This is a genomic window from Methylobacterium sp. CM6244, from assembly GCF_054817885.1.
This window is the reverse complement of the sequence record NZ_CM139247.1, coordinates 588,865-608,675: the sequence shown is the minus strand read 5'-3', so window position 1 is coordinate 608,675 and position 19,811 is coordinate 588,865. Positions and strand designations below refer to the sequence as shown.

The window sequence follows — 19,811 nt, the reverse complement described above, 5'->3', positions numbered from 1 at the left end:
CCGTGCCATGACCTCTTCTGCCCAAACCGCCTTGTCCCAGATCCCCTCCCTTCAGGATTTCCGCCGCGTCGTCATCAAGGTCGGCTCGGCGCTTCTCGTCGACCGCGCGCGGGGTCGCCTGCGCCATGCCTGGCTCGCGGCGCTCGCCGAGGACATCGCCGATCTGCATGCGCGGGGCGTCGACGTTCTCGTGGTCTCCTCGGGCGCCATCGCCCTGGGGCGGACGGTGCTCGGCTACGCACCCGGCACCCTTCGCCTGGAGGAGAGCCAGGCCGCCGCCGCCGTGGGGCAGATCGCCCTGGCGCGCTACTGGGCCGAGGCGCTCGGCCATCACGGTATCGCGGCGGGCCAGATCCTGGTGACGCCGCAGGACACCGAGGAGCGCCGCCGCTACCTCAATGCCCGCGCCACGGTGCTGAAGCTCCTCGAAGTCCGGGCCGTGCCGGTGGTCAACGAGAACGATACTGTCGCCACCAGCGAGATCCGCTACGGCGACAACGACCGTCTCGCCGCCCGCGTCGCCACCATGATCGGGGCCGACGTCCTGGTGCTGTTCTCCGATATCGACGGCCTCTACACGGCGCCCCCCGCCAGCGACCCGAACGCGCGCCATCTGCCCCTCATCGAGCGGATCACGCCCGAGATCGAGGCCATGGCGGGCGGGCCGGCCTCGGAACTGTCGCGGGGCGGCATGCGCACCAAGGTCGAGGCGGGCAAGATCGCCGCGAGCGGCGGCACCCACATGGTCATTGCCGACGGACGCGAGAAGAACCCCCTGCGCACCATCCTGCAGGGGGGGCGATGCACCTGGTTCCTGTCGGGCTCGAACCCCGTCGCCGCGCGCAAGGCCTGGATCGCCGGGTCATTGGAGCCGCGCGGCATCCTCGTGGTCGATGCCGGAGCGGCCCGCGCCCTGCAAGGCGGGGCCAGCCTGCTGCCCGTGGGGGTCACCGGATTGTCGGGCAGCTTCGGGCGCGGAGACGCGGTGATCATCCGGGACGTGCAGGGACGCACCCTCGGGCGTGGCCTTGTGGCCTATGACAGTGCACAGGCGGCACAGATCATCGGTCGTCCGAGTCGGGAGATCGCGGAATTGCTTACTCATCCCGGCCGTTCTGAAATGGTGCATCGCGATGACCTCGCGATGGTGGGAGAATAGGCTCGAATATTAAGCAATGTGCTTGTTTTGCCGCCTCGGCGCGTGGCATGAGGGCACAGTCAACATGCCGCCATCGCCTTGAACGGTGAGCTGCGAGGAAACAGACCGTGCCCGTTCTGAATCTGAGATCCGATTTCGCCGCCGCTCCCGATCTCACCGAGCAGATGCAGGAGATCGGCCACCGCGCCCGCGCGGCCGCCCGCAAGATCGCCCAGGCCTCGGCCCAGGCGAAGGACGTCGCCCTCCGCCAGGTGGCCGATTGCCTGAGGGCGAGCCGGGACACGATCCTGGCCGAGAACGCCCGCGACGTCGCCGCCGCCAAGGCGAGCGGACAGACCCAGGCGCTGATCGACCGTCTCACCCTCGACGAAGGCCGCCTCGCCGCCATGGCCGATGCGGTGGCCAAGATCGGCGCGCTGCCCGATCCCGTCGGGCGCCAGCTCGCGGCGTTCGAGCGCCCCAACGGGCTGCTGATCGAGCGGATCGCCGTGCCGCTCGGTGTCGTCGGCGTCATCTTCGAGAGCCGTCCCAACGTCACCGCCGATGCGGGCGCCTTATGCTTCAAGGCCGGCAACGCCGCGATCCTGCGCGCCGGGTCGGACAGCCACCGCACCGCCATGGCCATCGCGCGTGCCATGCGCGAGGGGCTGGAAGCCGCCGGCCTGCCGGCGGACGCGGTGCAGATCGTCCCCACCCGTGACCGCGCGGCGGTGGGCGCCATGCTGTCGGGCCTCGACGGCTGCATCGACGTCATCGTGCCCCGTGGCGGGCGCGGCCTCGTGGAGCGGGTCCAGTCCGAGGCCAAGGTGCCGGTCTTCGCCCATCTCGACGGCATCTGCCACGTCTACGTGGCCGCCGGCGCGAATCTCGACATGGCGCGCACGCTGGTGATCAACAGCAAGATGCGCCGCACCGGCATCTGCGGCGCCGCCGAGACCCTGCTCGTCGATGCCGCCGTGGCGGAGACCCACCTCGCTCCCCTGGTCACGGCGCTGATCGAGGCCGGCTGCAGCGTCCGCGGCGATGCGGCGACCCAGGCGGTGGATACGCGGGTCACCGCCGCCACCGAAGTCGACTGGCGCACCGAATATCTCGACGCCATCATCGCCGTGAAGGTGGTGGACGGGCTCGACGCGGCGATCACCCATATCGAGGCCAACGGCTCGCACCATACCGACGCCATCGTCACGGCCGACGCCGCCGAGGCGGCGCGCTTCCTGGCGGAGGTCGATTCGGCCATCGTCACCCACAACGCCTCGACGCAATTCGCCGACGGCGGCGAGTTCGGTTTCGGCGCCGAGATCGGCATCGCCACCGGGCGCATGCATGCGCGCGGTCCCGTGGGCGTGGAGCAACTTACGACCTTCAAGTACCGGGTCCATGGCCGCGGGCAGACTCGCCCTTGATGCGGCCTGCCTGATGCTGCTTGCCGGCTCCACCCGTGCGGCTTGAGGCGGAGGGGCTCGTCCGGCTGCCTCCCGCCGTGCCCGGCCTGCGGATCGGCCTCTATGGCGGATCCTTCAATCCGGCCCATCTCGGTCATCGCCACGTGAGCCTCGTGGCGCTGAAACGGCTGCGGCTCGACCGCATCTGGTGGATGGTCACGCCTGGCAACCCGCTCAAGGACCGCACGGCTCTCGCTCCCCTCGAGACGCGGATCGCTGCGGCATCCGCCGTCGCCGACCATCCGCGCATCGCCATCACCGGTTTCGAGACGCGGATCGGCGCCCGCTACACCCGCCAGAGCCTCGCCTACCTCCAGGCCCGCCACCCCGCCGTGCGTTTCGTCTGGATCATGGGGGCCGACTCTCTCGCGGCATTTCACCGCTGGCGCGATTTTCGTGCTATCGCCGCCACGATGCCGATCGCGATCATCGATAGGCCTGGCTTCACCCTGACGGCGCCGAGCGCCCGAGGGGCGCAGGCGATGGGACGATGGCGCATCGACGAATCGGATGCGGGTCTCCTCGCCGATCTCGAACCCCCGGCCTGGGTGTTTCTCCATGGCCCGCGCTCGACCCTGTCGTCCACGGCCCTCCGGGGCGGACGATGACGAGTGCGTCGCGACTCTTGAAAACGGAGAGTGATCGTTCCACTCTCTCCAGACTATAGATTGTTCAGGTAAAATGACCGCCCTCACTTCGGGAATCGAGACACTGACCGATTCGCACCCTTCCGGGACCGCAGGTTCCGACCACGCCACCGATCAGCGGATCGGCGATCTCAAGGCGCTCGCGCTCGATTGTCTGGAAGACATGAAGGCCGAGGAGACCATCGAGATCGACCTCGCCGGTCGGACCTCGCTCGCCGACACGATGATCATCACTTCGGGCCGCTCGCAGCGCCACGTCAGCGCCATCGCCGACCGCATCCTGCAGGAAATGAAGACCAAGGGCTTCGGTACGGCCCGGGTCGAGGGCATGCCCGCCTGCGACTGGGTGCTGATCGATACCGGCGACATCATCGTCCATATCTTCCGGCCGGAAGTCCGCGGCTTCTACAATCTCGAGAAGATGTGGGGCGCGGACCGTCCCACCACCGACCTGATGGCTGGCTGAGCACCGGCCCGATGGCGCAGGGCGCCTGACGCGTGCGTCTTCTCGTGACGGCGGTCGGGCGCCTGAAACCCGGACCCGAACGGGACCTCGCATCCCGCTATCGCGAGCGAGCGGTCCAACTCGGTCGCGGATTGGGCCTCACCGCCTGCGACGTCGTCGAGATTCCCGAGAGCCGCGCCCGGCGCGCCGTCGACCGCAGCGTGGAGGAGGGGGCGACGATCCTGTCCCATGCCCCGTCTTCGTCGAGCGTGCTGCTGGTCTATGACGAGCGCGGGCGCTCGGACTGGACCAGCGAACGCATCGCCGAGCGGATCGCGTCCTGGCGCGACGCGGCCACGGCGACCCTGGTCGTGGCCATCGGCGGCGCCGACGGGCTCGCGCCGGCGGTGCGCGCGCGCGCCGATCTCTCCCTCGCCTTCGGGGCGGCCACTCTGCCTCACGGCCTTGTGCGCGTGCTGGCGCTGGAGCAGGTGTACAGGACAATGACGATCCTGGCGGGGCATCCCTATCATCGGGGCGACATCGACGCATGAGGGGCGGATACGCGCGGCGCGGGCCTGATGGCGGGGCGATCCGCATCGCTGCCTATGCGGCGGTGGCGGTGCTGACCCTCGGTCCGGCCCATGCTCAGGATATTCCGAAGCCGCAGGACACGCCGAAACCGCAGGATGCCGCCGCCGACGCGATCCAGCGTGCCATCGACGAGAAGGCCCGCCGCGCCGAGAACCTGAAGCGGATCGAGGAGCAGCTCGCCGCCTCCACCGGTGCGCGCGCGAAGCTCGAAGCGGAGGTCGCCTCGGTCTCCGGGGACCGGGCCAAGCTGAACGCGGCCCTCCTCGACGCCGCCCGTCAGGCACAGGCGACGGAGGGCAGGATGAGTCGGCTGGAGGAGCGCCTGAAGACGCTCACCGCCAGCGAAGCCGGCATCCGCCGCTCCCTCGAAGCCCGACGGGGCGTCATCGCCGAGATCCTTGCCGCCCTGCAACGCATGGGGAGGAGGCCGCCGCCGGCGGTCCTGGTCCAACCGGAGGACGTGCTCGCCGTCATCCGCACCTCGATGCTGCTCGGGGCCGTGGTGCCCGAATTGCGCGGCGAGGCCGAGACCCTGGCCGCCGACCTGACCGAGATGGTGCGGTTGAGGGGGCTCATCGCCGCCGACCGCGAGGGCCTGCAGAACGACCTCGCCGGCTGGGCCAGGGAGCAGCAGCGGCTCAACGCCCTGATCACGGCCCGCCGCACCCGGCTCGCCGAAGTCGAGAGCGGCCTCGTCACCGAGCGCGCGCGCACGGCCGAGCTCGGTGTCCAGGCGAAAAGCCTGAAGGAACTCCTCGACCGGATGGAGAACGAGGTCGCCTCGGCCCGCCGGGCGGCGGAGGAGGCCCGCGCCGCCGAGACGAAGGAAGCACGGGCGACCCAGGAGCGTTTCGCGGCGGCCGGCGCGCGCGATCCCGCGCGGCTCGCCCCCAAGATCCGCTTCGTGGACACACGCGGCGACGTACCGAAGCCGGTGAGCGGCACGACGCTACGCAGCTTCAACCAGCCCGACGGCAATGGCGGAACCACCCGCGGCATATCGCTCGCGACCCGCCCCAAGGCGGTGGTTTCCTCTCCATCCGATGGGTGGGTGTCGTTCGCCGGGCAGTTCCGCTCGTATGGACGACTCTTGATCATCAATGCCGGCGATGGCTACTATCTGCTGCTGGCCGGTATGGATCAGATCAACGTCGAGGTCGGACAGTTCGTGCTTGCGGGGGAACCGGTGGCAGCTATGGGTGAGGGCGGCCAGGGCGCCACACCGGGCGACCGCGACGGACCGGTCTTGTACGTCGAGTTCAGGAAAGACGGCGGCTCCATCGATCCGGAGCCTTGGTGGGCGAAGAGCCCCAGCGAGAAGGTTCGCGGATAATGCGCAAGATTTCCCTAGTCCTGGCCGGCGCGTTCCTTGGCGTCGGTTCCTCACTCCTCGCCACCCAGACGCATCTGCTCTCCGGGACCAGCGCGGTGGCGGCTTCCGCCGAGACCTACCGCCAGCTCAGCCTGTTCGGCGACGTGTTCGAGAAGGTGCGGACCGACTACGTCGAGAAGCCCGACGAGGCCAAGCTGATCGAGGCGGCCGTCAACGGCATGCTCACCTCCCTGGACCCGCATTCGAGCTACATGGACTCGAAGAGCTTCCGTGACATGCAGGTGCAGACCAAGGGCGAGTTCGGCGGCCTCGGCATCGAGGTCACGATGGAGGACGGCCTGATCAAGGTGGTCAGCCCCATCGACGACACCCCCGCCTCCAAGGCCGGCATCCTCACCAACGACATCATCACGCAGATCGACGAGGATCAGGTCCAGGGCCTCACCCTGAACCAGGCCGTCGACAAGATGCGCGGACCGGTGAACTCGCCGGTGAAGCTCAAGATCTCCCGCAAGGAATCCAAGGATCCGATCGACGTCGTGCTCAACCGCGACGTCATCAAGATCAAGCCGGTGCGCTCGCGGGCCGAGGGCGGCGACGTCGGCTACATCCGCCTGACGCAGTTCACGGAGCAGACCTATGACGGCCTGCGCAACGCCATCGACAAGCTCTCCACGGAAGTGGGCCAGGACAAGCTGAAGGGCTACGTCCTCGACCTGCGCAACAACCCGGGCGGCCTCCTCGACCAGGCGGTGTCGGTCTCCGACGCGTTCCTCGACCGGGGCGAGATCGTCTCCACCCGTGGCCGCAACCCGGACGAGACCCAGCGCTTCTCGGCCAAGTCCGGCGACCTCACCAAGGGCAAGCCCATCGTCGTCCTGGTGAATGGCGGCTCCGCCTCGGCCTCCGAGATCGTGGCCGGCGCCCTGCAGGATCACAAGCGCGCCACCGTGCTCGGCACGCGCTCCTTCGGCAAGGGCTCGGTCCAGTCGATCATCCCGCTGGGCGGCAGCGGCGCCCTGCGTCTCACCACGGCGCGCTACTACACGCCGTCGGGCCGCTCGATCCAGGCCAAGGGCATCGAGCCGGACCAGGAGGTCCTGCAGGAGATCCCCGACGAGCTGAAGGGCAAGGACGAGACCAAGGGCGAGGCCGGCCTGAAGGGCCACCTGAAGCAGAAGGATGTCGAGGAGCGCGGCGGTTCGTCGGCTTACGTCCCGCCGGATCCGGCCAAGGACAAGCAGCTCATCGCGGCCGTCGACTTCATCCGCGGCATCCAGAAGGGCGCGGCCAACACGCCGAAGGCCGCCGTTCCGAACTGACGATCACGGCTCCATCCTGAAACGCGACCGGTGTCGCGGGATTTAAAGAAACGTTAACCAGCGCGGCCCGCAATGTCGGTCAGACCGACTCGGCGGGCCGCTTCGTTTCTCACACGATAAGGCCGCCTCGGTCGTTCGCGAGCCCTCAGGGAAACGGCTGACCGTGGCCACCGACGACATCCTGACCCGTCCGCTGGGAACCAAGAGTGCTGCGGCGTCCCGCACGCTCGGCCAGCGGCTGCGCGGTGTCTCGATGCCCCGGATGAGCCCGCCGACCTTGGTCGCCCTCGCGGCGGCCGGCCTCGCCATCGGAATCACGATCCTCGCCGTGACCGGCGATCCCCAGGGCGGCGAGCCCGCCGCTTTCGCGGCGATCACCCTGCGCGAACCGGCGGCCCCTGCTCCCGTGGCGAAGGCCCCCGAGCCTCCGCCCGCGTCGCCGGCGCCGCGTTCGGCCGGCGAGGTCGAGACGGCCTCGGGCGTCCGTGTGGTGCGGCCGGCCGGTGCCGCCGCCACTGATGCGGTGATCATCCGCGTGCCCGACAGCGAGCCCGTACGCCTGGCCGCCCCCGATCCTCGCCTGCTGGAGCGGGGCCGTCATGGCAGCGTGCCGAAGATCGGCGACGGCCGCGGCCGGCCCCTCGACGTCTATGCCCGCCCCGATCCCGATGCGGGCGCGCCGGGCGCGCGCATCGCCATTCTCGTCACGGGCCTCGGCGTCGGGCAGGCCGCGACGGCGGGCGCCATCACCAAGCTGCCGCCGGCGATCAGCCTCGCCTTCTCACCCTATGGCGGCGATCTCGAACGCAGCGTCGCCCGCGCCCGCGATTTCGGCCACGAGATCCTGGTCCAGGCCCCGATGGAGCCGTTCGATTATCCCGACAGCGATCCCGGCCCGCAGACCATGCTGACGAGTTCGCGGCCGCCGGAAAACCTGGACCGTCTGTCCTGGGTCATGAGCCGGTTCGGAGGCTATGTCGGTCTCGTGAACTTCATGGGAGCCAAGCTCGAAGGCGATGCCGCGGCCTTCGAGCCGGTATTGCGCGAGATCGGCGCGAGGGGGCTCGGCTTCGTGGATGACGGCGCGTCGTCGCGCTCGCTGGCGACGTCTCTCGGCGGCAAGCTCAAGATCCCCGTTGCCCGCGCCGAGATCGTCCTCGATGCCTTGCCGCAGGCGGACGCGATCGACCGCGAACTCGCCCGGCTGGAGGCCCAGGCCAAGGCGAACGGGTTCGCGCTGGCCTCGGCGGGCGCCATGCCGATGACGATCGAGCGGATCGCCCGCTGGGCGCGTGACCTCGAAGCCCGCGGCGTTCGCCTCGTCCCCGTCAGCACCGCCCTGCGGGGAGCGCCGCCCGCGCGGCTGTCGAGCGCGGGACCGTGAGAGGGGCGGCGGCTGAGTCCTTCGGCTGAGCTGATCGACCATGTGCGGTCCGGGCGTGAGCATCCCCTCGCCCCGCCTGCGGGGAGAGGGACGCGTCTCCCCCTCGTCGGGGAGCGCGTCGAGGCGGCAGCCGAAGGTGAGGGGGCGATTCCGAAGGAGTCTTCTCCGACTTCGCCCCCTCACCCTCGCTCCGCTCATCATAGGCACGACAAGGTGCCTGTGATCCTCTCCCCGCGCGCGGGGAGAGGGGAACCCGCTTATCCGTAAGGCTAGCGCTGCGCCAGGGTCTCGATGATGGCCGGCGGGGCGGGGGCCGGCATCTGTCCGGTGAGGGAGGCCGAGAGCATCGTCGGCAGGGTCTGATCGTAGCGCATGACGAGGGCGGCGAAGCGCGACGGCTCGGTCTCGTAGGCCGGCTTGAACCCGCGCACCCGCATGAGCGCGGGAACCGAAGCCGCCACCATCCAGCGCGACCAGACCGCCTCGGCGACGAGGACTGGGCGGCGCTGGGCCGGAATCACGATCACGTCCTGGCCGGCATAGGCGAGGGCCTCGGGCCGGCTGACATCGCCGAGCGAGACGCCCTTGGCGGAGAGGGCGGCCCAGAAGGGATGCTGTGCCCCGTCCGAATAGGTGGTGCGCACGGCAGCGCTCCCATCCTCCACCAGGCTTGCGATGCGCGCCTCCTCCTGCACCCGGCGCGCCGTCACCAGCGATTCCAGGGCGGGGTCCTTGTAGGGAAGGAAGGCGTAGCGGCCGGCGGTGACGGTGACGTTCGGCTCCTCGCCCGTCGCCTCGAACCGGTCCGAACCTTCCTTGAGCTGGCGCCAGAAGGCGATGTTCGGGTCCGTCCGGTAGCGGGCCATGTTCGCCGCGCTCATCCGGAACGGGTAGGACTGGAACTGGAACGCCGCTTGTCCGCCGGCGAAAGCATCGCGCGCGATGGCGTAGATCTCGCCCACGACCTGGTCGGTCATGGCGAAACACCCCATCGACGAGCAGACGCCGTGGACCATCACGGCCGAGCCGGTGAAGCCGTGCGCGCGGTCATAGGCGTTGGGGTAGCCGACATCGAAGGAGAGGTAGTAGCTCGAATTCGGGTTCATCTGGCGCGGGGGCACCGAGTAGAACCCTTCCGGCGTCTGGCGGTCGCCGGTCTTGCGCTTGGGGCCGAGCTGGCCCGACCAGCGGCAGATCGGAAAGGTCTTGATATGGACGAAGCGCCCACTGGCGGCCTTCTTCCAGACCTCGATCTCGGATTCCTTCTTGTAGGCTCTGAACAGGACCGGCGCCGAGGCGCTGGTGCCCTTCTGGCTCATCAGCGCGAGGGTCGCCGCCGGGATCGGAGCCGTGGCCTTGGCCGATTGCGCCCGTGCGATGTCCGGCGCGGCGAGCCCCAGAGCCAGCAGGAGAAGCCAGGCAACGGCGCGGCGCTGTACGACTGGCGAGGGTAGAACGACCATGCCCGGCCCTGGAGAGGGATGCGCCGACCGACCGCCGACACCGTGCAACAGGGTGCACGAAGCCTTGCTTATCCCATCCCAATGGGGCGGCAATAGGGGAAGCGCCGCCGCCCTTCTTCTTTGGTCGACCGACGATCACTGACGCCGACGGGAATGCGGAGGTTCGGCGGGTCGAGGGACGCTCTGTCGCGAAGATCACATCGGAGGGAGATATCGTCGGCCTAGCATTCGTGGGTTGTCACCCCATGCCGGCAATGGAGCATCGAGATGCTGCGACCCATCAATCCGCCCGGTCCCTCGATTCCCGGCATCTCGCAGGCGATGCTGGTTTCGGAGGGCCGATTGCTCATTCTCTCGGGCCATGTCCCCTTCGATGACGCCGGCGAAGTGGTCAGCGGGGATCTGGCGACCCAGCTCGATCGGGTGTTCCGGAATATGCAGGCGACGCTCCACGCGGCGGGCGCCGATTTCAGCGCCGTCGCGCGTCTCACGATCTATGTCCGGGACTATGATCCAAGCCAGCTCCCAATCATCCGGGCGGTGCGCGATCGCTGGATCGACGCCGAATGCCCACCGGCCAGCGCATTGATCGGCGTTGCGGCGCTGGCATTCCCCGACATGTTGGTCGAGGTGGATGCGATGGCGTTCCTGCCCGCCTAGCCACGCCACTGGTCAGCGGCAGCGGCGTGGCGAAGCGGACCGGAGGGGACAGCGGCCGGCAATGTCGGACGGGCCACCGGCGACGAGGAGGGGCGTGTCACGGCCCCGTCAGGCGGCCATCACCGTGTTGCGCTCCACATGCAGCACCGCGCCGAAGGGATCGTTCGCGTCGAGCGTATCGGTACTTGGCAGGCAGACGATGAGGCCGCGGCCGGCTCGCGCCGCGCGCAGGCTGGCGAGGCGCGTCCTGATCTCGGCGGCCTTGCCGTCGTCCAGCGCGATGGCGACGACCACGATGTCCGGTTTGCGCACGAGGCAGCGGGCGAGGTCGATGCCGATGCGCTCGCGCGAGCCGATGGCGTTCTCCCCGAGGCTCGCCCCGCCGCCGCCCATGCCCGGCTCCACGCGGCTGGCGAGGCCGAGCCGGTAGACGGTTGATTCGAGGCCCTGCTGCACGAGGACCCGGCGCACCAGGGCTCGCACGCGCGGCTCCGCCCCGGCCTCCTCGCCGTTGATGCGGCCGAAGAGGAGGTTCTCCTCCAGGCTGGCGGCCGGGTTCAGCCGGTTGGGATCGTAGAATTCCACCGCCGAGCGCAGGTTCTGCGGCAGAAGCCGCGCGAAAGAGTGGCGTGCGGCGACGATGCGCTCCTCGAAGGCGGCGTCGATGAGGCCGAACCGGTGTCGCGTCTCGCTGTAGCGAAGCGCCAATCCGATCAGGCGCTTGCGGTCGCGCTGGCCCGCCGGGCCCCGGCGCCAGCCCTTCGCCTCCGGCTGACGGCTGACGAGATCCTCGAAGAACCCGCGCTCGGCCGCGGGAAACAGCGAGAACGCGTCGAAGAGCGGGTGGTCGTCCGGAAGGTCCGCGAAGATCTCGATGGTGCTGCGCGCCACCTGGAGCCCGATCTCGGTGAAGGGCCGGGTCAGGTCCTCGGCCTCGAGCACGGCGCGCAGGTAGGGATGGGCCGCGATATGGCTGCCGGAGAAGGCCGGTCCCACGGCCTCGCCGAACAGGATGTTCTCGCCCACCGTCGCCTGATGGTTGTAACGGGCGGGATCGAACGGCTCCACCAGCCGCGCCGCCTTGTCCTCTGCCAGGGCCTCCCGCACGGCGTGGCGGGCGGAGACGATGGAATCGGCTATGCCGGGCTCGGCGTTCGGGTCGACCGTTCCCTCGAGGCCGCGCGCATAGACGAAAGTGTCGAGCCCGGTCAGGTGCAGCACCTCGATGAGGTCCGCCTCGGACGGCTTTTCCTGCCGCGCCGCGCCGTAGAGGATGTTCTGTTCCAGCGTGCCCTCGATCAGGATCGCCTCGGCGCCGGCCAGCGCGATGTGGCTGGCGCGCTCGGCCGGGTCGAGGCTGCGCAGGTCGATCCCGTCATAGGTCACCGCGCCCGCGGTGGGTTCGAGCTGTCCGGCCAGCAGGGCGGCCAGCGCCCGCGCGCCGCTGCCGCGCTCGCCCACGATGGCGAGGTGGGAGGGCATCGCCACGGTGACGTCGACGCCGGCGAGGCGTTCGCCGCTGGCGGGATCGTAGACGCCGACGCCGGACGCGGCGAGTTCCCCGCCCTTCGGCAGCGCAGCGAAGGCGCCGGGCCTGTTGCCGCCGCGCCCTTCGAGGGACACGAGCGTCGCCGCCAGATCCCGGAAGACCGGCGCCACGGCCTCATGGATCGAGCGCAGGCGTAGTGTCACCGCCAGGGCCAGAACGGCGAGGGCGAAGCCGCCGCCGGCCGCCACCAGGGCACCGGGCTCCACCGGCATCGTCGTGCCGTCGTGCCCGCGCCAGAGCGCCACCGCCACGACGATGGCAGGCAGCAGGATGACGAGCGCCGTGGACGGCGCGCGCGCATAGGCGAGGCGCGATTCCGATGCCGCCAACGCGTCGCGGGTGCTGGCCCCCTTGGCGGCGAGGCGGCTGCGCTCGAAGGCCGCCGCGCCGTGAGCGCGTACCGCCGGCATCCGCCGGATGAGATCGGCGAGGGCCCGCCCCGCCGCGCCCCCGGCCCGCAGACGCAAAGCCGCGCGATCGTGCACGCGCCGCTGGATCAGGGCGCGGGCGAGCCCGGATGCCAGGAGGCCGACGGCCACGGTGGGCATCAGGCGCGGGGCGGCGAGGGCGGCGAGAATCAGGGCGAGGATCCCGCTGCCGATCGCCAGCGCCGGCACCAGGACCGCCAGTCCGAACAGGGTGTCGAGGCGGCCCAGCATGTCGGCCAGGATCTGCGCCAGGGCGCGGGCCTCGTCGCGGGCGCTCGGCGGCGCGCGCAGGATCGCCTCGGTGACCCGACCATGCAGGGCCGCCACCGTGCGCGCCTGCGCCTGGAAGCAGAGGCGCGCCACCGCCCAGCCGAGGCCGGCCGAGGCCAGGGCCGCCGCCGCCAGGCCGAGGAAGGCCGCGCGCACGAGGTCGGCCGTGGGCAGGGCCCAGCCGGCAAAGGCGACGAACGGCTCCGCGTCGCCCGTCCGCCAGGGCAGCGTCGCGGTGATTCGCAGGAACCGGCCCGCCGCTTCGGTATCGTGGACCTGGACGCCCACGAGGTCGCGCATGCACAGCAGCGCGAGAAACGCGAGGGGCCCCCCGAGACCGAGCGCGAGCCCGACCGCGGCGACATGCTCGCTCCGCGCGGTCCGCCAGGTAAAGGCGATCGGATCCCGGTCCATCGGCACTCTGTGCAAATCGCCCCGGGAAACCGAGGCTCGCTGAGGGGCTTAGAGGATCGGGCGCGGCGGCGAAAGCGCTGGGGCGCACCTCGGCGGGCCATGCCGCCATTCTCCCGGCGCCGTTCTTCAGCCTTCGTCCATGGCGCCGAAAGCAGCCATCCGGCGCTACATGCGCGCCACGAATGCCCTGCCGTGTTCGCGCCAGGCGATTTTCGTCACGGCATCGTCTTACGGCCAAGCTAGCACCGCGCCGCCAACAGGCTGCTGCCTTTTTCCGTGCGAGGCTTCCGTGTCCACACCACTCAAGACCGCCCTGCTTGCCGCGACGTGCCTCCTGCCGGTCGGTGCGCAGGCGCAGCAGATTCCGACCTCGCCGGGCATCGGCTTCACGAACAGCACCTCGGTCGTCCCCGGGACGGTCATTCCGCGCGTCCTCGACAGCTACATCGGCCTAATGACGTCCAATCCCGCCGTCATGATCCAGAACTACCAGACGGTGGTCGGGATGACGCAGGCCCGGAATGCGGACCAGACCCTGGCGGCGATCCATGACGACCGCACCGTACAGGCCTACAGCATCCTGAACGGGCTCGGCCCCCTCACCTCCGCCTACCTCACCGGGGCCGGGGCCTCGTTCACCGGCACCCGGCCGACGAGCCTCACGCCGACCACCTATGCGACGACGACGCTGGCCGACTACGCGGCCAACCTCAGCACCGGCGCGAGCGCGAGCGGAGGCGCGACGAGCTTCGGCGACGGGACGGCGACACCCCTCGCGGCGGCGGTCAGCTTCATCGACAACACGGTCCGGGCCAATGCTTCGACGGAACCGTCGAAGCGGGTCTTCGGGCGCTACCAGGGCCCCAATCCGGCCATCGACCCCCTGGCGCCCCGCTTCAACGATTACAACGCCATCACGAACAAGGCGGGCCTGACCACCGCGGACACGGCGAACTTCGTCGTGCCCGGCTACCTCTCCAATTTCCCCGTTCCGGCGGTCTACGGAACGACCGAGCGCTGGGTGAAGGGCTTCACAGTCACCCAGGAGATGATCGATGCCAATGGCGGACGACCGCTGACGGCTCCCAATGTCGGCTCCTTCGGCCCCACCGGCGCCTTCAACCCGACGACGTTCGGGGTCGGCGAGTATGTTCCGGGAATCGGGACCTCGCCCCGTCCGTTCCGCGTCAGCACGGCGGTCGACGTGCCGACGCTGCTCAACCCCCGCACCAACACCACGAATGCCTACGCGGATGGTGGCTATCCGAGCGGCCACACCAATTCCGGCTATCTGCAGAGCCTCGGTGTCGGCTTCCTCGTCCCGCAGCGGATGCAGGAACTCCTGACCCGTGCCTCCGAGCTCGGTAACAACCGCATCCTGACCGGCATGCACTCGCCCCTCGACGTGATGGGCGGCCGGATGCAGTCGACGGCGATCGCCGCCACCAACATCTACGCCGCCCTCTACGACGCGGCCGGCAACCGGATCGACTGGACCAACCCGGCCAATGCCGGCGCCTACGCCGTGTATCAGGCCTACCAGCAGACCCAATCCTATCTGGCCGCGAGCTGCGGGGCGGGGACCGTGGCGGGGTGCCTCGCCGCAGGAGCGGCCTCCGGAGCGGCCGATTCCTTCGGCAACGCCGCGCAGAACAAGGCGGACTACACCGCCCGGATGACCTACGGCTTCCAGCCGACCGGACCCAGCACGCCCCTGACGGCCGCCGAGGTGCCGGTCCAGGCGCAGGTGCTCCTTCTCACCCGCTTCCCCTACCTCAGCGACGCCCAGCGTCGGGAGGTGCTGGCGACGACGGGCCTGTCCTCGGGCTACCCGCTGCTCGACGGCAACACCTATGACGGCTGGGGCCGCCTGAATCTCGTAGCGGCGGCGGACGGCTACGGCGCCTTCAACGGCGCCGTCACGGTGACGATGGACGCCGCCAAGGGCGGGTACGACGCCAGCGACACCTGGCGGAACGACATCGGCGGAACCGGCTCCCTGACGAAGGCCGGCACCGGTACGCTCACCCTCACCGGCACGAACACCTATTCGGGCGGCACCACCATCGCGGGCGGCACCCTCGTCGCCTCCGCCGCCAGCCTCGGCTCGGGTGCCATCACCGACAATGCCAGCCTGATCCTCGACCAGTCCAACGATGGAACGCTGGCGAATTCCATCGCCGGCACCGGCATCCTGACCAAGGCCGGATCCGGTACTCTCAACCTCACCGGCACCAGCACGTTCAGCGGCCTCACGGGCGTCGCGCAGGGGCGTCTGGACGTGAACGGCAGCCTCGCGCATTCCGTGGTGACGGTGGGCGAGGGCGCCGCCATCGGCGGCACCGGCACGGTGGGCGGGCTCGTGGCCCGGTCCGGCGCGGCGGTGGCGCCGGGCAATTCCATCGGCACCCTCAACGTGGCCGGCAATGCCAGCTTCGCGCGCGGTTCCACCTTGCAGGTCGAAGCCAACGCCGCCGGCCAGTCCGACCGCGTCGCGGCGACCGGCACCGCCACCCTCGACGGCGGCACCGTCCAGGTGCTGGCCGGTGCGGGCCGCTACGACCCGCGCACGAGCTACACCGTCCTGACCGCCGCCCGCGGCGTCACGGGGCAGTTCGCCGGCGTCACCTCCAACTTCGCCTTCCTCACCCCGACCCTCCGCTACAGCGCGGGGGCGGTCGACCTGACGCTGACCCGCAACGACATCGCCTTCTCCACCATCGCCCAGACCCGCAATCAGGCCGGCGTCGCCGACGCCATCCAGGCGGGCGGCGCGGGCTCCGCCCTCTACGGGCGCACCGTCGGACTGAGCACGCCCGAGGCGCGCGCCGCCTTCGGGGCGCTCACCGGCGACATCCACGCCAGTGCCGCGAGCGCCCAGTTCGAGACCGCCTTCTTCGTCCGCGAGGCCATCCTCGACCGCCTGCGCTGGGGCGCGGCGGAGGTCGCCGATTACGGCAGCCTGCCGGCCACTTACACGGCCGACCTGCCGGGTCGGTCCGCTCCGGTGGCGCCCGTGCCCGTGCGGGTTCTCGACCCGCGCGTGTTCGGGCTCTGGGGACAGGGTTTCGGCAGCTTCGGCCAGGCCCGTAGCGACGGCAACGCCGCCGGGCTCTCGCGCCAGACCTCCGGGTTCGTGCTCGGTGCGGATCTCCGTCTGGAGACCGGCTTCCGCCTCGGCGTGGCCGGTGGCTACACCGCGACCAGCCTCGACAGCGCAGGGCGCCTCTCATCGGGCACGATCGAGAGCGGCTTCGGCGGAGTCTATGGCGGCTTCGAGCGGGGGGCCTTCGCGCTACGCCTCGGTGCGGTCTATGCCGACCAGTCGAGCCGCATGAGCCGGGTCGTGAGCTTCGCCGGGTTCTCCGACAACGACACGGCCCGCTACGGCGGCTCCACCGTGCAGGGCTTCGGCGAGGTGGGCTACCGCTTCTTCCTGGGCGCTGCCCAGCCCGTCCTGGTCGCCGAGGGCGGGGCGGCTCCGGCCCCGGTCCAGCAGACCTATATCGAGCCCTTCCTGGGCGGGGCCTACGTGTCGATCGGGCGCGACCGCTTCACCGAAGCGGGTGGGCTGGCGGCGCTGACGAGCGCGGCGCAGACCACCGAGGTGGCGACCTCGACGTTGGGCCTGCGCGGCCAGACCAGCTTCGATCTCGGGTCCGGTGCGCCGGTCTCGCTGAACGGGTTGGTTGGCTATCGCCGGGCCTATGGCGACGTGGTGCCCAAAGCCCTCCTGAGCTTCGGCACGGGGCCGAGCTTCCTCACCACGGGCACGCCGATCGGCCGGGACGCCCTGGTGGCACAAGCCGGGCTCGACGTGCGGGTGGCGCGCGGCACCACGCTCGGTGTGTCCTATACGGGCCAGGTGGGCGAGCGGGCGCAGGACCATGCCGTGAAGGGCAACTTCACCTATCGGTTCTGAACCTTACGGCGGACATTGCGCCGCCGGACCGCGCGGGTCCGGCGGCGTTTACATCCCAGGAGGAAATGGCCTCCGAAGGTCGCGCGCTTTCCCGGTGCCGACCAAGGCTTTCTGCGCGTGGAAGGCTGTTTGCGTGAAGCGGAGCGTTTCGGAAGGATTACCGGCTCCCGCGGGTGGGAAAATCCTCTAGAGTGGGTAGCTTGGCGGTCTCCCCAAGGACTCCGTCCTCCGCAAGCCCACCCGTTCCTCCCACGCGAAGTCCCCGAACCTCCATGTGCGAATTGCTCGGCATGAGCGCGAACGTGCCCACCGACATCCGTTTCTCCTTCGCGGGCCTCGCCCGGCGCGGCGGGGAGACCGGGCCTCACGCCGATGGATGGGGCATCACCTTCTACGAGGGGCGGGGCGCGCGCGCCTTCCACGAGCCCGAGCCGAGCGCGCGTTCGGTCCTCGCCAAGCTGCTGCGCGACTACGCGATCAAGAGCCGGATCGTGATCGCGCATGTCCGCAAGGCCAATCGCGGGCGGGTCGGGCTCGAGAACACCCATCCGTTCAGCCGTGAGCTCTGGGGCCGGCGCTGGACCTTCGCCCATAACGGCCAACTCAAGGGCGTGAAGAAGTGGCCGCTGACCTGGTTCAAGCCGGTGGGCTCCACCGACAGCGAATACGCGTTCTGCTGGATGCTCGACCGGCTGCAAACCCGCTATCCGAGCCTGCCGAGCCCGGCGCGGCTCGACAATGCCGTCGCTGAACTCTGCGCCGAGCTGCACGGGCTCGGCGTGTTCAACATGCTGCTCAGCGACAGCCGGACGCTCTATGCCCATTGCGGCAAGCGCCTGTGCTACCTCACCCGCTGCGCGCCGTTCGGCACCGCGACCCTCATCGACGAGGATTGGCACGTGGATTTCGCGCAGGAGACGCGGACCGACGACGTGGTGACGGTCATCGCCACCAAGGCGCTCACCCGCGACGAGTGCTGGACCGATGTGGAGCGCGGCCACATGCTCTCCCTGCGCGACGGCATCGTCCGCATCGTCAAGCCGGGAGTGCCGAAGCCGGTGCGAATTCCTCCGCCCTGTTCCGGGGTCGGGCGTCCCGACGGTCAGACCGGCCAGGCCGCCTCGCGGTAAGCGCTGTCCCAGAACATCCATTCGAGCTGCGTCGCGCGGGAGAAAGCGCGGTGCATCCGCTCACGCAGCGAGGGCGAGACCCCGAGCGCCGCGGAATCGGTGGTCGCGATCATCTCGGCGACGGCGGTGCCGAATTCCTCGCCCGCGTAGGTGTCGATCCAGGCGGCGTAGGGATTGCCGGTGCCTGCCCGTGACAGGAGGATGTCGGTGCCGATCTCGGCATAGATCCAGAAGCACGGGAGCAGGGCGCCGAGCAGGACCTCGTAGGGCTCGGCATAGGCCGTGGCGAGGAGATACGAGACATAGTGGTCGCAGGCCGGCGAGAGCGGCGTCGCCGCGAAGGTCTCGGCCGTGATGCCGTAATCCCGGAAGAAGCCGCCATGGAGGGAGCGCTCGACCACGATCGCCGTCTCGGCGGCCTTGGCGAACTGCACGATGCCCTCGGGCTCCGGCGACTTCGCCGCCGCTAGGGCCAGCGCCCTTCCGAAGCCGATGAGGTAATGCGCGTCCTGCAGGATGTAGTGGCGAAAGCGGGCCTCCCCGAGGGTGCCGGCGGCGAGCTCGGCATTGAACGGCATCGTCCGGATGGCCTCGTAGGCCGTCTCGTTGCGCGCCCAGGCTTCGGCCGAGAAGCCGTTCTCGTCGACGGGGCGGATCATGAGCGGGGACCTTCCAGGGTAAGGCTGACCCCGTGGCGGACGCGCTGGCCGGGGGCGATGAGGCGCTGTGAATCCCGGCGGGTCAGGTCGCCGTCGAACCCGGCCCAATCGGCATGGCCGGTCCAGCATTCCAGGGACAGGAACGGCGCCGTGGGCTTCGTCCAGATGGCGAGGTGCGGGAAATCCGAGACATCCATGCGGATGGCGCTGCCGTCGGGCGCGGTGAAGCGCATCCGTGCGCTCGCCGCATCGCGCAGGACGATGGCCTCGGCGAATAGGTCGGGATCGAGGGGCAGGATGCGGCCTTCGAGGGGGAACGGACGCTCCTGGCGCAGGAGCAGGCCGCCATCCCCCACCTCCGGCGCCAGCGCCCGTTCGGGGTGCTCGAACTCCACCGCGTAGCCGCCACCCGCCTTGCGCTCCCCGCCGGCGAAGGGCCAGGGGAAGGCCGGATGGAAGCCCAGGGCGTAGGGCAGGTTCGTCCCGCCGGTATTCTCGATCCAGATCTCGAAATCGAGATGGGCCGGGCCGACCCGCGTGGTGATGTCGAGTTGGAACGGATAGGGGTAGCGGGCGCGCGTCGCCTCGCTCTCGATGAGGCGCAACGTGACGCTGTCGTCGCTCTGCGAGACGATCGTGAAGGGCAGGTCGCGGGCAAAGCCGTGCTGGCCCATCGGATAGGCCGTGCCATCCACCCGGACCACGCCGCCGGACGAGGCGCCGACCACCGGGAAGAGCCAGGGCGCATGCCGGTTCCAATGCGCCGGATCTCCGTTCCAGATATACTCCCGCCCACCCACCTGCCAGGAGACGGGCTCGGCACCGGAGGCCGCGACCACCGCCACGGTGCCGTCTCCTGCCTTGAGAGTGATGCGGTCGCTCATGTGGTCTTCCTCGGTGCTGTCACGCTCGGGGCTTTCATGCTGACGCGGTTGTGGCCGCAGGCGGAGCGCCGGTCCAGCCTCGACAGGGACGATTAAGCGTTCA

15 protein-coding genes are annotated in these 19,811 nt (G+C 70.0%); 11 read left to right on the top strand and 4 right to left on the bottom strand.

The features are described 5' to 3' along the window. Positions 1-7: 7 nt before the first annotated feature. From proB to ACYQML_RS02785, 8 genes are all read left to right on the top strand, one after another. A complete protein-coding gene (gene proB / locus ACYQML_RS02820; RefSeq protein ID WP_461234634.1) occupies positions 8-1,159 on the top strand; it encodes a glutamate 5-kinase in 1,152 nt (383 codons plus the stop codon). Between the two features lie 107 nt (positions 1,160-1,266). Further along, complete coding sequence (locus ACYQML_RS02815; RefSeq protein ID WP_461234633.1) at positions 1,267-2,565, top strand: glutamate-5-semialdehyde dehydrogenase; 1,299 nt, start codon at positions 1,267-1,269, stop codon at positions 2,563-2,565. A 35-nt stretch (positions 2,566-2,600) separates the two neighbouring features. Beyond that, positions 2,601-3,212 carry a nicotinate-nucleotide adenylyltransferase gene (locus ACYQML_RS02810; RefSeq protein WP_461235646.1) on the top strand — a complete coding sequence of 204 codons (612 nt, stop codon included), beginning with the start codon at positions 2,601-2,603 and terminating at the stop codon, positions 3,210-3,212. Positions 3,213-3,285: 73 nt separating this feature from the next. Continuing rightward, positions 3,286-3,717, top strand: coding sequence for a ribosome silencing factor (rsfS, locus tag ACYQML_RS02805; protein WP_461234632.1), 432 nt, complete (start codon positions 3,286-3,288; stop codon positions 3,715-3,717). Positions 3,718-3,749: 32 nt separating this feature from the next. Then, positions 3,750-4,250, top strand: coding sequence for a 23S rRNA (pseudouridine(1915)-N(3))-methyltransferase RlmH (rlmH, locus tag ACYQML_RS02800; RefSeq protein ID WP_461234631.1), 501 nt, complete (start codon positions 3,750-3,752; stop codon positions 4,248-4,250). After that, positions 4,247-5,623 carry a murein hydrolase activator EnvC family protein gene (locus tag ACYQML_RS02795; protein ID WP_461234630.1) on the top strand — a complete coding sequence of 459 codons (1,377 nt, stop codon included), beginning with the start codon at positions 4,247-4,249 and terminating at the stop codon, positions 5,621-5,623. Before rlmH ends, ACYQML_RS02795 begins: the two co-directional genes overlap by 4 nt. Then, positions 5,623-6,945, top strand: coding sequence for a S41 family peptidase (locus ACYQML_RS02790; protein ID WP_018041691.1), 1,323 nt, complete (start codon positions 5,623-5,625; stop codon positions 6,943-6,945). The genes ACYQML_RS02795 and ACYQML_RS02790 overlap by 1 nt, the downstream gene beginning before the upstream one ends. 157 nt (positions 6,946-7,102) lie before the next feature. Then, complete coding sequence (locus ACYQML_RS02785) at positions 7,103-8,329, top strand: divergent polysaccharide deacetylase family protein (RefSeq protein WP_461235645.1); 1,227 nt, start codon at positions 7,103-7,105, stop codon at positions 8,327-8,329. Positions 8,330-8,598: 269 nt separating this feature from the next. Here ACYQML_RS02785 and ACYQML_RS02780 read toward each other — a convergent pair whose 3' ends face one another. Beyond that, positions 8,599-9,792 (bottom strand): L,D-transpeptidase family protein, encoded by a 1,194-nt coding sequence (locus ACYQML_RS02780; RefSeq protein WP_461234629.1) that lies wholly within the window; start codon positions 9,790-9,792, stop codon positions 8,599-8,601. A 267-nt stretch (positions 9,793-10,059) separates the two neighbouring features. Here ACYQML_RS02780 and ACYQML_RS02775 point away from each other — a divergent pair, with 267 nt between their 5' ends. Beyond that, entirely contained in the window at positions 10,060-10,452 is a 393-nt protein-coding gene (locus ACYQML_RS02775; RefSeq protein WP_461234628.1) for a RidA family protein, read from the top strand. Between the two features lie 108 nt (positions 10,453-10,560). Here ACYQML_RS02775 and ACYQML_RS02770 read toward each other — a convergent pair whose 3' ends face one another. Beyond that, positions 10,561-13,113, bottom strand: coding sequence for an ATP-binding cassette domain-containing protein (locus ACYQML_RS02770; protein WP_461234627.1), 2,553 nt, complete (start codon positions 13,111-13,113; stop codon positions 10,561-10,563). Positions 13,114-13,402: 289 nt separating this feature from the next. Here ACYQML_RS02770 and ACYQML_RS02765 point away from each other — a divergent pair, with 289 nt between their 5' ends. Together ACYQML_RS02765 and ACYQML_RS02760 are read left to right on the top strand one after the other, a co-directional pair. Then, positions 13,403-17,035 carry an autotransporter family protein gene (locus tag ACYQML_RS02765; RefSeq protein WP_461234626.1) on the top strand — a complete coding sequence of 1,211 codons (3,633 nt, stop codon included), beginning with the start codon at positions 13,403-13,405 and terminating at the stop codon, positions 17,033-17,035. Between the two features lie 272 nt (positions 17,036-17,307). Further along, on the top strand, positions 17,308-18,165 hold the full coding sequence (locus tag ACYQML_RS02760; protein WP_056422280.1) for a class II glutamine amidotransferase: 858 nt from the start codon (positions 17,308-17,310) through the stop codon (positions 18,163-18,165). On the opposite strand, the gene ACYQML_RS02755 is transcribed toward ACYQML_RS02760, so the two are convergent. Together ACYQML_RS02755 and ACYQML_RS02750 are read right to left on the bottom strand one after the other, a co-directional pair. Next, positions 18,138-18,824, bottom strand: a complete 687-nt coding sequence (locus ACYQML_RS02755; RefSeq protein ID WP_461234625.1) for a TenA family protein — start codon at positions 18,822-18,824, stop codon at positions 18,138-18,140. The genes ACYQML_RS02760 and ACYQML_RS02755 overlap by 28 nt on opposite strands. Further along, positions 18,821-19,708: an aldose 1-epimerase family protein gene (locus ACYQML_RS02750; RefSeq protein ID WP_461234624.1), complete on the bottom strand. Its 888-nt coding sequence runs from the start codon at positions 19,706-19,708 to the stop codon at positions 18,821-18,823. Before ACYQML_RS02750 ends, ACYQML_RS02755 begins: the two co-directional genes overlap by 4 nt. Between the last annotated feature and the right edge of the window lie 103 nt (positions 19,709-19,811).